Genomic DNA, 13,852 nt, shown 5'->3' on the forward strand with positions numbered 1-13,852 from the left:
CCATAATAATGAAGGTATTACATTTCAAATTATTACTGCCCGCTTTAATTTTAGGATTAGTAGGTAAGGCGCAAAACCCAGTTATACAAACTAAGTATACGGCTGATCCTGCACCGATGGTCTATCACGACACTGTGTATCTTTATACCAGCCATGATGAGGATGACGCCCCTCCGGGCCAGGGTAAATTTTTAATGCGCAATTGGTTGTGCTATACATCTACTGATATGGTTAACTGGACCGACCAGGGTGAAGTTGCCTCTCTCAAAAATTTTAAATGGGCCGATAAGGCTTTAACTGGTTGGGGTGGGTTTGATAATGGTGCATGGGCTCCGCAAACTGTTGAGCGTAACGGTAAATTTTACATGTACTGCCCGGTACAGGGAAGGGGTATTGGCGTGCTGGTATCCAATAGCCCTTTAGGTCCTTTTAAAGACCCTATAGGTGGTCCTTTAATTGGGGGGAAATTTGATAGTATTGATCCTACAGTTCTTATTGATGATGATGGCCAGGCTTATCTATACTGGGGAAATCCCAACCTGTGGTATGTAAAACTTAACCAGGATATGATTTCCTTAGCAGGTGAGATCATAAAAGACAGTTCTGTTGCAAAACGGACTGGCCAGCCTGACCCTTTCCATTATCAGGAAGGACCGTGGGCATACAAGCTTAATGGCTCTTATTATATGGCCTATGCCTCTACTTGTTGTCCGGAGGGTATTGGTTATGCTATGAGTAAAAGCGCCACCGGCCCATGGGAGTTCAAGGGCTATATCATGAAGCCCGATAAGAGGTCAACGGGCAATCATCCTGGCATTATTGCGTACAAAGGCAAATCTTACGTTTTTGGTTTTAATTACCGTTTAAACTTTATGCAAACCACTCAGCATCACGAGAGGCGCTCGGTTTGCGTGGCTGAGTTGAAGTATAACCCCGACGGTACTATTATTGAATTGCCATGGTGGCAAGAGGAAGGTGTAGCACAAATTGGCACTTTAAATCCTTTTGTACGAAACGAGGCCGAAACCATTGCCTGGGAAAAGGGTGTAGGAACAGAACGCGACAGCTTGGCAGGAATGTTTGTGACCGGTATAGACAGCAACGACTATATTCAGGTTCGTGGTGTAAACTTTACCAGGAGCGCAAAATCATTTAACGCGAGCGTTTCTTCTGCTTATACCGGCGGCACTATTGAGATCCGTTTAGATAGTCTTGAAGGAAAGCCAATAGGAACTTGTGTTATCAAGGGTAACGGCAGTTCAAATAAATGGCTTACTAAATCTTGTAAAATTACCGCTGCTAAAGGTGTACACGATCTCTATTTCGTTTTTAAAGGCGGCGGCAAACAGTTGTTTAATTTAAACTGGTGGAAGTTTAATTAAATGCAATAAGAGCCGGTAATAGTGCGCTCCATTTACATCAATTATCAACGCCACATCTCCCTTGCAACTTGTTTTTAAATAATATTACATGAAGTTTGTTACTCAGGTTATCCGACTAAGTATTTTGCTGATAATGAGCCACGCATTGGTGCAGGCGCAGGTTTTAAACGCAAGTTCGCCTAATCGTAAAATAAATGTACGGCTACTTCAACGGGCAGGTAAAAGTACTAATGAGTTGTACTTGCAGGTTATTTATAAATCCGGTAAGCAGGAAGTAGAGGCTATTCCTGAAATAGCGTTAGGGCTCACAAGGAGCGATCAAGACTTTTCAAAAAGCCTTAAAATTCTTCATATAAGCAAGCCTAAACTGATTAAGGAAAAATATGCTGCTTTACACGGCAAGAAGTCTGTTTGCGAAAATTCAGCATACGAGATTAAAGTGAGCCTCGAAAACTCATCTAAGTCGAAAATTAATGTCATAGTCAGGGCTTATAATGATGGGGTAGCTTTCCGTTATGAATTTCCGGGCAAACAGGGCACCTTTCAAATTTTGGATGAACAGACAACTTATACCATACCCCGCGAGACCAAGCGGTGGATGGAAAAATGGAATCCGGCTAACGAAGGCCTGTATACTGCCATGAGTGCTGAAAAAGTACAAAAACAGGAATGGAGCTATCCGGCACTTTTTCAAACTAAAGATACTAACTGCTGGTTTTTGCTGCACGAAGCGGACCTGGACGACAGCTATTGCGGTACAAAATTAAATAATTTGCAGGATAGCGACCGCTATAAATTAAGCTTCCCAAACCCGCGGGACGGCAGGGGGCAGGGGGCCTCTAATCCAACTATCACGCTCCCCTGGGTATCGCCTTGGCGGGTAGTTTTGATGGGTGCCCTGCCAGATGTGGTAGCATCCACATTAGTTGATGATGTATCGGCACCATCCATAGTAAAAGAAACCGGCTGGATAAAGCCCGGCCTGGTATCCTGGAACTATTGGTCAAGCAATCACGGAACCAAAGATTTTAAAACCGTTAAAGCATTTGCTGACCTTGCCGCTGAAATGAACTGGCCGTATACCCTGCTAGATTGGGAATGGGATGCCATGACCAATGGCGGCAATGTGGAAGACGCCGCAAAATACATACTGTCTAAAGGAGTTAAGCCACTAATTTGGTATAACTCAGGAGGAAACCACACGTGGGTGGCTGCCACCCCTAAAGACCGTATGCTTACACACGAGAATCGGAAAGTTGAATTTGCCAAGCTCAAAAAGATGGGTTTTGCAGGTGTGAAGATTGATTTTTTTGAAAGCGAAAAGCAGGATATGATCCGGTACTACCTGGATATTTTGAAAGATGCCGCCGCTTACCAGATGATGGTTTATTTTCATGGTTGTCTGGTACCACGGGGTTGGTCAAGAACCTATCCGCATTTAATGACATATGAAGCAGTAAGAGGTGCAGAATGGTATAACAATGGCCCCGAGTTTACCATGACCGCCCCTGAGCATAACACCATACTGCCTTTTACACGGAATGTGGTTGGACCTATGGATTATACTCCGGTCACGTTTACCAATTCTCAGTTTCCGCATACTACCTCTTATGGGCATGAGTTAGCACTTTCTGTAGTGTTTGAATCCGGATTTCAGCACCTGGCCGATCGCCCAGACGGATACCATGATTTGCCCGATGCTGCTAAGACATTTCTTAAAAAAGTTCCCAACGCCTGGGATGAAACCCGGCTAATTGACGGCTATCCGGGTAAGTATGTAATAATTGCCCGCCGTAAAGGTACTGCCTGGTATGTGGGTGCAATTAATGCAGAGAACAGAGAAATGAATCAGACGGTTCACTTGCCGTTTTTGCAAAGTGAATCCAACTATTCTTGCACTTTAATAACCGATGGGGAACACGATAAGAGTTTTAAAACGCAGTTTTCGAAGGTAAATCATTCCAGTACTCTTGCGGTTAAAATCCTCCGTCGCGGAGGTTTTGTTGCAGTTTTTACACCGGATAGTAATTGAAATCAGATAATGAAAGCTATTTCCATTTTTTTGATCATCCTGCTGCCTGCCCTTGTATTTGCCCAAGGCTATAAAAGGCATATGGTACAGGCCGACCGGGTTTCGATTGAACTTTCAAAAGGTGTGTTGGAGCTTATTCCGTTATCAGAAAAAGCCATTCGCGTGCAATGGCATAAGAACGGCATCAGGGAAGCGCAAGAAATTATTTTAATCAATAAGATTCCGGTGCCAAAATTCATGGTCACATCAACCTTAGGCCAGTTAAAAGTTAGTACCCGTTCGCTTCAGGTTGTTTTTTCAAAAAATAATGGGGCGCTTACCTTTGCTGACAGTAATGGAAAAGCTTTTTTGCAGGAAAAAGCAGGCAGCCGAACACTTAGGGCTGATAGCGTATCGGGCGAAGATTGCTTTGTGGCCGAACAGAGTTTCCTTTCCACCAACGGTGAAGCTTTATTTGGACTCGGGCAATTTCAAGACGGCAATTTTAATCTCCGCAATGTGAGCCGTAAACTTACTCAGGTAAACACCCAAATAGCAATACCTTTTTTGTATTCGAGTAAAAACTACGGAATTCTTTGGCACCAGTACGGTTTAACGTATTTCAATCCGGCAGACAGTGCAGTTGCTCTCGTTGCAAGTAATACTATAGCCACTGGGAAAAAAGCAGATGCAGAAGTGACCACAACGGCCGGTACTCAACGTGTGTCGCAACAACAAGCCGTTTACCGTGGGGAATTTAAGATTGGCCGCAACGGTAACTATTTATTTCTGTTAGATTTAGGGGATATGGATAACCGACACTTGGTTGTTATTGATGGCGTAGCACAAATTGATCAGTCCAATTTATGGCTTCCGCCCTCAGCTGGTAAGCTTATGTACCTGAATGCTGGGGTACATACCGTTCAAATCGTCTGCAAAGCAACCAATAAACCTAAGTTGACATGGAAGCCGGCTGATAACCTGACCACTTTCCGTTCGCCTAATGCCAAAGCGCTGGACTATGTGATTTTTCGAGGTAATAATGCAGATGAAGTGATCGGAAACTACCGTAAGCTATCAGGCGAAGTGCCAATGCTTCCGTTATGGGCCTACGGCTTTTGGCAATGTCGTGAGCGGTATACATCCGGCAATCATTTGGTGGAAACTATAATAGAATTCAGAAAAAGGAATTTGCCTGTAGATGTAATTGTTCAGGACTGGCAGTACTGGGGCAAGTATGGCTGGGGAGTACCGAAATTTGATGAAGCGAATTACCCCGACCCTAAAGGTTTCATTGAGCATTTACATGATTTGAACGCACATTTTTCTGTGTCTGTTTGGGAAAACTTAGATAAGCGGTCTGATGTGGCCAAACCTTATATTGTGAAAAACCTGTACATTCCGAATAGCCCTTGGATAGACATCTTTAATCCGGAGACGCAAAAGGTACACTGGAATGCACTTGATACCAACTTGTTTGCCAACGGCGTGGACTCGTGGTGGATGGATGCGACCGAGCCTGAAAATGATGCGCTCACAGGTAAGCAAACTTATTTAGGGCCGGGTAATTTTTACCGGCTAACTTATCCTCTTTTTGTAAGTAAAGCCGTTTATGAAGGGCAGCGCCGTTCAGACCCTCAAAAACGGGTAGCTATTCTTACCCGCTCTGCCTTTGCTGGTCAGCAGCGCTATGGCACCATCAACTGGTCTGGCGATATCGGTTGGAGCTGGGATACCTACAAACGCCAGATTGTGGCCGGGCTAAATTACAACATGACGGGCATGCCTTACTGGACAACCGATATTGGCGGTTTTTTTAGACCGGGACGCTCGCAGTACACCGATCCGCAATATCATGATCTGCTTACACGCTGGTTTCAGTGGGGCACTTTCAACCCTATTTTTAGGGTACACGGATACCAGTCTGAAACAGAACCCTGGAAATATGGTGAAGCCGTTGAAAAAAACATGAAAAAGATGCTCGTTCTGCGTTACCAGTTGTTGCCTTACATCTACTCGTCTGCCTGGCAGGTATCTGCAAATGGTTCTACGCTCATGCGTCCCCTGGTAATGGATTTTGCAACCGATCAAAAGGCTGTTGAACGGCGATACGAATACCTGTTTGGCAAGTCAATGTTGGTTGCTCCGGTAACCGAAGCCGGTATTAAGGAGTTAGAAGTGTATCTGCCCCAATCTACTATTTGGTATGACTGGTGGAGCGAGAAGCAGTATAATGGCGGGCAAGTCATCAAAACCGATGCTCCGCAGGATAAAATACCTGTATTTATAAAAGCAGGTGCCATCATTCCGGTAGGTCCGCCTATGCAATATACCAAAGAAAAGACTGCGGATACGCTGGAGATCCGCATTTACAGCGGTGCGAACGGTACGTTTGAATTATATGAGGATGAGGGCGACAACTATAACTATGAAAAAGGGAAATTTAACCTAATTCCATTTAGCTGGAACAACACCACAAAAATCCTGACTATAGGTCCATCAGCCGGAAAGCCTTTCCCCGGAAAGTTGAAGGCCAGAATTTTTAACATTGTGTTGATAAATGGCAAAAGCAAGGCAGATGCGCATAATAGCAAGCAATTGCGCTATAATGGTGTACGGCTAACAACTAAAGTAGAGTAAGCGAGAGTTAACTTTCATCACTGTTTCCTCTGCCTGCAACCTAAGCTCTGAAAACCATTGAACGTTAACTGCCGGAAATTACAGTGGAATAACGAAAGGTACTATAAAGAAAGGTCTGGAAAATAGATTTCCAGACCTTTCTTTGCATAAAAGTTTAGATCGAATTTACTTCTTTTCCACGTCGAAATACTCCGCTTTTATACCTCTATCCCGAACAACAAGCGTATCCTTGGTGGCATACCGCAAGTTGAGATTTTTAAAGTTAACGGTGTAATCTAAATAAATGGCGCTCCTATCGGCTCCTCCTATACTGTTTTTTTCTCCTTTAGAAACAAACTTGCCAGTTCCTGAGATTTCGAAATCGGCCGAATTGCTGCCTACTGTACAGGTTCCGTTATCGGCAAAGGTTAAAACTAATGTAAAAGGAACGTTATTGCCTGTGCTATTTTTAATTGTTAAGGGCAGGGTAACAGATTTTAATGAACTGGTTGTAGTGCTCACCAACTGGTCGTTTTCAACATAGGTGGCATGGCGGGTAGCAGAAGTGGGCGAGCCGCCGGCGGGCGTAATTTGATCTACGCCTCTGCGTAAATAGTTAGCCTGCCAGGGGTTCACAAACTTAACCGCATACAGAACATAGTCTTTAGGCCTGGTAGTCCAGTTCAAGGGTACAACACGGGATGGATTAGCCGTCGTTGGGGTACCTTTAAGAATAGAATCGGCACCGCTTACATTAGTCATTACCAAGGGGATAACGTAATTTCTGGTTAAAGCTTTTGGGTCAGCAAAAAAAGCATCGGTTAATTGTACGTCTACCCCGCCCAGTATATTACCAGATGGAATTGTAAGTTTGTTAGATGTTAACTGATAATATTGAGCTGGCATAGCCGCTATTTTCGAACCGCCATTATTGAAATAAAGATTATCCAACAGAGTCTCATCAACCTTCACGTCTATTACCACATCTTTTTTGTTTTCGTAAACGCCTCCCATGGTAGCCTTTATAGATATTTTGTGCTGGTTATCTAAAGAATTATCTACAAACAAATCTTCTCCAAGTACAACAGTTCTTAAAGGATATTGGTTAGCAAAGTACACTGTCGAATAATTGAAGTCAGGAAAGGGGGCATCGTCATTTTTGCATGACGACAGCAAGCCGGCTGCAACCACCAAGCCTGTAAGTATTTTATAAATTTTCATATCATTTATCTAATTAATATAATGCTGTGGTTACTAATTATTTCCATCCCTGGTTCTGCAGTAGCTGGCTATACTTCAATACTTCAGAATTTGGAATTGGTCCGAAGTACATGTAGCTCTGGTAAGAACGCGTTTCCACATTATTAAGCGGCGTGTAAACAGTACCGTTTACATCCAGTCCTCTTGCTGTTTCATTCAATTTACTTAAATCAACTTTCCACCTGCGGAGATCCCAGAAACGGAAACCTTCAAAACAAAGTTCCAGGCGGCGTTCGTTACGGATCAGTTCGCGCATTGTAGCCTGATCGCCTTTACACTCCTCTAAATAAGGGTCGGTGTTAAGGCCCAGCGCCCTTTTGCGGATAGCTTTAATTATATCATAAGCCGAGTAGGAGCGGGTTCCGGTTCCTGTTGGTCCAAAGGCTTCATTAGCTGCCTCTGCATAGTTCAGATAAATTTCTGTATACCGAATGCGGGGGGTATAATGATTTTTGCCGCTTATAGAATTTGGGTTACGGTTCACGTCCATCCGTAAACGCTTTTTCATATAATAGCCGGTACGGGTTGAAGTAGATCTGACGTTGACACCATCATCAGAACCGGATGCACTGCCAGTTCTGATCACTGTGTTGCTTACACCTGCGGTACTGCCATTGTATATAATATATTTTGCAAACCTTGGATCTCTTCCGGTATATGGATTAGCAGGGTTGTAATTGGCATTCGGATGGCCTATAGGATAACCATTAGCCATCGGGAAAGCATCTACCAAATTCTGAGTGGGGTTCATAAAGCCCGTACCAAATAAACTAGGCGGAAAGTTTTGTGCTTCCTGTGTACCGTCACTAGTGGCAACGTTTTGCCGCCATATAATCTCAGGCGGATTAATTCCTCCGCCAATTCCATCAACCTCAGCTGTGTTGGCATAGTATGTGCCGCCGTTCTGTGGTAAAGCATTAGCGCCCCCTTTATAGTCAATTATGGCAGCGGAATATGTAGCGGCATCTGTCCACGTAACGGTGTTAGAACTGTTTTGGAAAGCCGGACTGGCAGCTAACAACGCTAACCTGGCCCTGAAAGACTTAGCAATTAGCCCGTTAAATAATTGACGCGCAAACTGTCCCATAACCCGGTTATAAGTTTCGGCGTTTTGTGTGTAAACTTTGAACCGGTCCGGAATCTGCGCGCCCGAGGCAACATCGTTATACTCAACCGGCAAATAAGTTTCGGCACTGTCTAAATCTTTGTAAGCCTGTTTAACACAGGCATCAAAACTAGCCCGCGGCACATTAAAGTCGGCGTTAGGGGTTTGATACTGCGTAATTATAGGCACGCCGGTTAACTGCCCGTTGCTTGCCACACCGCCGTGGTGGCGCAGCAGGAAATACATATACAGCCCGCGTAAACCAAATGCTTCTCCGCGCATCCTGATGTTAAAAAGCTTTGATGCTTCAGGGTCTTCTGCCCACTTTACTTTTGCTGAGTTTTCCAAAAAAAGGTTGATATATTGTATAGCCTCATAAGACTGGTTCCATACCGAAGCCGGATTGTTGGTTGCCGTCCACGAACCTGTGGTTAGTTGCTGATAGGCTTGCCCCAATTGGTTGGTTACCGCGTCATCTGTGGCATATTCCGAATTGTCATAGTAATTAGGAATGGTACGGTAAGCATTAACCAAAAAGCCTTGCGCAAAATTTGCGTCGGTGTACATTTGGTCAAGGGTCTTTAAATTTTCCGGTTCGGGTTCAAGGAGCTTTTTACAGCTTGTTAGAGCCACAACCGCCAACGTCAAAATTGTTATGTAAAATTTCATATCGTTACGATTTACTTAGTTCGTTAAAAAGAAGTTCGGACACCCAGGTTAAAAAAAAGTGTTTGTGGTGCCGAACCTATGTTAGTTTCCATAAGTTCACGCTCTTTTGATAAGACGAGCAGGTTATCGCCCTGCACATACACGCTCAAACCGTGAACAAACGACTTTTTAAAGATTTCCTCATTAAAATCATAGGTAAATTGTACCCTGTTCAGGTTAAAGCGGTTGGTTTTGTACATCCAAAAAGTTGAGTTACGGAAATTGTTAGTGCTGTTGGTTGTTAAACGCGGGTAAGTAGCTGAGTTTTTGTTGGCCTCTGTCCAGCGTCCTAAAACCACTTCAGAATACTTACTGGTACCGCCTGCCCAGTAATAAGAACTGTTTTTAAATGCAACAGATCCAACGTTTCCTGAGCCCAAAGCAAACAAGGTTAGACGTTTCCATTTTACTGTAAGATTAAGGCCGTAGTTAAATGGCGAAGCTGCAAATCCGGTATGGCCTAAGTCTGTCTGATCCCTGCTGTCAATCAAGCCATCGCCATTGATGTCTTTGTACTTGATATCACCAGGCTTTACCGTACCAAACGTTTGGCGGGCATAGCTGTCTATTTCAGCCTGGCTTTGAAAAAAGCCCTCGCTTACATACCCATAATTAGCATCTAAAGGTCTGCCGGTTCTGGCCAGATAACTTTCTGCCGGCGTTTCATCCCTGCGCAGTACTTTAGAGTTATAGAACATGCCGGTAACTCCTAAAGAGTATTGTACCTGCCCGATTTTTTTGTTCAGGTTAACTGCAAAATCAACGCCCGAACGCTTCTCTTTGTTAAAATTAATCCAGGGGCGAAAATCACCCGAGCCTGAGAAATAAGATGGATAAATGGTTAGGCCGCGTGCAAGCAAGCCATCGGTGATTTGCGAGAAATAATTAACATCCAACGTTATCAGGTTTTTAAAAAGCGAGCCATCCAGGCCAACCCTGAACTCATTCCGCTTAACGAAAGTTAAATCGGGATTGGCTGCTTGTCCGGAAAGGGTAGTCCGGCCACCTGCAACGTTATCCCGCCATTGATAATAACCACCAAAGGTAGCCGTGTTGCTATAATAGCCTTGGTATAGATAGTGGTCAACCGGCTCAGCTGTGTTATTAGCTCTGTAACCGGTAATGTCCAGGTCTTGATTTATGGAGGCGTAAGAAGATGTTATTTTCAAATTGTCCAGAAAGGAAACTTTGTTCTTCAAAAAATTTTCATCACTGATACGCCATCCGAGTGTAATGGTAGGAGATAGGGCATCCCGCTTACCCGGAGGCAGCTTGGCTGAATGTACTAGCGCACCTGAAAAATCTAAATAGTACTTGCGGCGGTAATTATAACCGGCCTGAAAGCCCAGATTAGTGTTTTTGACAGGCTGATAATCGCTTCCGCCTTCATTGTCGATATCGCTTGAGAATTGCGTTTTATACCACCAGCCCAGTAAGGTAGCCGTCACGTTATGGTCTTGTGCGAAAGTACGGCCATAATCAAACTGCGATCTGAAAGACATGGTTTGTGTATAAGTTGACCGGCCTACAAATTCGCTGGTAGAGTTCCTGTCCTCGCCAAACCTTTCCAGAGCGGTTATAATATCCCGGCCGTTTACAGTAGACCATGTTGGCCGGTAGGTGGCATAAGGCAATTGATAGGCTTCAGAATACAGTGAGGTATAATCCATACTGGTACCTGTAGAAAAAGACAAGCCTTTAACCAAAGAACCCAGATCAGCTCTTGCATTTAAATTGTAAAGAAAGGAACGAGACCGGGTTTTAATGTAACCCGCTGCCAGCATATCCGAAAATACGTTAGTTGGATTAGTACTTTGCCCACCGAGTAAGTACTGCCCATCAATTATATGATTACTGTTCTTTACAATGGTTTGAAGTGCCGCATTATTCGGATCAAGCAGGCTGATAGGAATAAGCGGTGAAAAGCGATTGAAGTTTGGTGTTATTGTTGAACTTGCTCCCCAAAAATCGCCCCTGCCTGCATAATTATCATTGAGGTTTGCTACTGCATTCACATAAGCGGTAAGCCATTTTGAGAGGTTCATGTCAACATTACCCCTAACATTGAATGCAAAATCCTTATTCTTTTTTTGTTCACCGTAGTTTACCAAACTGTTGTTTGATGTTAAGCCGATATTGGTATAGTAACGGGCAAATTCATTACCACCCGAAACCTCAGTGGTGACATCTGACCGGTAATAGGTTTTTTTAAGATAGTCTGAACTGAAAAAATCAATGTCGGGGTACCGGAAAGGATTGTTACCTGCCCTTGTATTATTGATGTCATCCTGGCTATATCCTGCGCCGGTGGTTGCAATTCCGTCATTGGTTAAGGCCTCATTATATAAGGTCATATAATTTGCAGCATCGAGATACTTGGGGTATGCTTTGGGCACAAAAAGCCCGGCATTGCCACGCACATCTATCCGTAGCGGGCCAATACTACCGCGTTTGGTGGTGATAAGGATTGCACCTTTTGCAGCGCTGCTGCCATAAAGCACAACTGCGCTTGCACCTTTAAGTACTGTAATGGATTCTACCTCAACCAGTCGTACGTCAGATGTTCGCCTTGGTACACCATCCACTAGTATAAGGGGCGCTTGCCCCCAGATGTTGCCTGTATAGCCACCTACAAAGCTTTGCAGGTTGTCGAGACTATTAGTGCCGTAACTCTTTTTCAATAACTCCGAAACGTTGACCGTAGACACTGCACCCAGCAAATCTTCTTTGGCAACTGTTCGGAATGCGACATTAACGAGGCTGTCATTTTTTTCCTGACCCTGAGCTTTTGCCATGCTTACTAACAGCGCGGCAAATAGAACACAACAGGCCTTTATATTTTTTTTCTTCATTGTGATTGAATGTTAATTACCAACCTGGATTCTGCTTAAAATCACTATACATATTGACGTCCTCTGTGCGGAACGGCAACCAGTAATGGCGCTGGCCCAGTTGCCTTTCAAATAATATGGTTTCTCTAAAATTTCTTACACGTGCGTTTTTAGGGTCGGCATATACCTGGGCATTGGGTAGCGCCCTGTCAAACTCTATGGCTTTTTTATAGGTGTATGGGCGCTCGGTTAGCAGCAACCAACGTCGCAAGTCGTTAAACCGGTGGCCTTCAAACGCCAGTTCTACTGCGCGCTCGCGTCTAAGCTCACTTAAAAAACTTGTGTTCGAACCCAAATACTTTGCTGCTACACCAGGTACACCCGCACGGGCACGTATTTTATTTACAGCAGCAACAGCTGTAAGTGAATAGCCGGGCGCGCTGGCCTGCGGACTGCCATAACCCATAGCAGCAGCCTCGGCGTACATCAAATAAACGTCTGCCAGCCGCATTAAGCTTAGTATAAAGGTGTTGCCATCTCTATGCCCGTCATAGTCATTCATCAGCTTAGAAACCAGTTTTGAATTCATATAACCGGTCCAAACTTTTTTGTTGCCATCGGCCGTACGGAATAGACCGTTGGTAAAAAGACTTGCATATTGCCTGTACTCATTATTGCCTACAGCTTGTGCCGTTAAAACACATTTCTCGCCATCTATCAGGATATCGTTATAAAAACGAGGGTCACGGTTTTTCCAGGGGTACTCAGGGTCATATCCGCTTTCGGGGTCGGGTTTTTCAGGATCAGCAATGGGTAGTCCGTTCGCCATCCCATAGTAATCCGCATAATTTGCGGTAGGGTAAACCTTGATGCCTGATGGGTGAATAGTGAGCGGCCGGTAATCGTTTACTTGGTTCCAGCGCCAGCGATCATTTGAACGAGCGAGATTCTCTAAAAAGATCGCCTCTTTTAAACCGGGAATTTTACCGCCTTGATTCCAGGTATAAAACACATCACTTATTTGGGAATACGGTGCCAGTTCATAACGCTGGGTTGATTCAATAATTTGCAGCATCTGCGCAAATGTATCAGCCGCTTTTTTGCAGTATTCGGTGTTGTAGCTACTGCTGCCGGTAGATTCCCTGTTCATTAATGGACTACCAGCAAACAGATAATTTTTTGCTTTAAAGCCCAACGCCATAATTTTGTTGATGCGCGTATTGTTGCTGCCAAGGGTTTGCTTTCCAATAACAGTTTCGTCCCAGTTTAACGGTAGTAAATCAGCTGCCTTCTGCAAGTCTGCTGCAACCTTATCGGCTGTTGCCTGGTAGCTTAAACGCGAAACTTTGATTACCTGATCGGTTGGGAAAACCTGGTCTATATAAGGCAGGCCGCCCCAATACTGCATCAACTGAAAGTGGAAAAAGCCCCTAAAAAAGTATAGTTGTCCTGCAATTAAATCTTTTTCTTCCTGGGTTGCTTCTGTTAACAGGTTTAGATTGGCCAGGCCTACGTTAGCTTTCCTGATACCATACCATGATAATCCCCATAGTTCGCCTTTGGTTAAGTTGGGGTCTGCACCGGTACCGTTAGAGGCGCCGCTGGCGTCTGTACCTAAAAAGTTATAATAGGTGTTGGTCCAAGCCATGTAGTTGCCATTATCAATATGGTAAGATAATAGCCGTGTTTCTCCAAGCTCCCAAAACTCATCTTCGCCTAAGTTAAAGCTGCTGTGTGCTTTAGATACGGTTAGCAATGGAATGCAATTATATAGCTCTTCCGTAAAGCCCTGAAAGTTTCTAAAATTTTTGTAGGGATCTGCATCCTGTATATCGGCAAGAGGCGACCTTTCCAGATATTTTTTGCATGAACTTAGCGCACCAGTGCCTAACACAATTATGAAAGGCAAAAGTATTTTTGTAAAGAGATTTTTCAT

7 protein-coding genes are annotated in these 13,852 nt (G+C 44.1%); 3 read left to right on the forward strand and 4 right to left on the reverse strand.

The genetic code is table 11. The annotated features are described in order from the left end of the window. The first annotated feature begins 8 nt into the window (after positions 1 to 8). The 3 genes from ABDD94_RS01235 to ABDD94_RS01245 all read left to right on the forward strand — a co-directional run bounded on the left by ABDD94_RS01235 (position 9) and on the right by ABDD94_RS01245 (position 6,033). Complete coding sequence (locus tag ABDD94_RS01235; RefSeq protein WP_345954348.1) at positions 9 to 1,382, forward strand: glycoside hydrolase family 43 protein; 1,374 nt, start codon at positions 9 to 11, stop codon at positions 1,380 to 1,382. An 88-nt stretch (positions 1,383 to 1,470) separates the two neighbouring features. Continuing rightward, positions 1,471 to 3,414, forward strand: coding sequence for a glycoside hydrolase family 97 catalytic domain-containing protein (locus ABDD94_RS01240; protein WP_345954349.1), 1,944 nt, complete (start codon positions 1,471 to 1,473; stop codon positions 3,412 to 3,414). A 9-nt stretch (positions 3,415 to 3,423) separates the two neighbouring features. Next, positions 3,424 to 6,033 (forward strand): TIM-barrel domain-containing protein, encoded by a 2,610-nt coding sequence (locus ABDD94_RS01245; RefSeq protein WP_345954350.1) that lies wholly within the window; start codon positions 3,424 to 3,426, stop codon positions 6,031 to 6,033. A 165-nt stretch (positions 6,034 to 6,198) separates the two neighbouring features. On the opposite strand, the gene ABDD94_RS01250 is transcribed toward ABDD94_RS01245, so the two are convergent. From ABDD94_RS01250 to ABDD94_RS01265, 4 genes are read right to left on the reverse strand one after another with little or no spacing between them, the layout of a single operon-like run. Then, positions 6,199 to 7,233: a DUF5627 domain-containing protein gene (locus ABDD94_RS01250; protein WP_345954351.1), complete on the reverse strand. Its 1,035-nt coding sequence runs from the start codon at positions 7,231 to 7,233 to the stop codon at positions 6,199 to 6,201. Positions 7,234 to 7,270: 37 nt separating this feature from the next. Beyond that, positions 7,271 to 9,046, reverse strand: coding sequence for a RagB/SusD family nutrient uptake outer membrane protein (locus ABDD94_RS01255; protein ID WP_345954352.1), 1,776 nt, complete (start codon positions 9,044 to 9,046; stop codon positions 7,271 to 7,273). A gap of 23 nt (positions 9,047 to 9,069) precedes the next feature. Beyond that, on the reverse strand, positions 9,070 to 11,937 hold the full coding sequence (locus tag ABDD94_RS01260; RefSeq protein ID WP_345954353.1) for a SusC/RagA family TonB-linked outer membrane protein: 2,868 nt from the start codon (positions 11,935 to 11,937) through the stop codon (positions 9,070 to 9,072). Between the two features lie 16 nt (positions 11,938 to 11,953). Next, the gene (locus ABDD94_RS01265) at positions 11,954 to 13,852 is read right to left on the reverse strand and encodes a RagB/SusD family nutrient uptake outer membrane protein (protein WP_345954354.1); all 1,899 of its coding nucleotides are present in this window, start codon (positions 13,850 to 13,852) and stop codon (positions 11,954 to 11,956) included.

This window comes from Mucilaginibacter sp. PAMB04168 (assembly GCF_039634365.2).
GTDB lineage: Bacteria > Bacteroidota > Bacteroidia > Sphingobacteriales > Sphingobacteriaceae > Mucilaginibacter.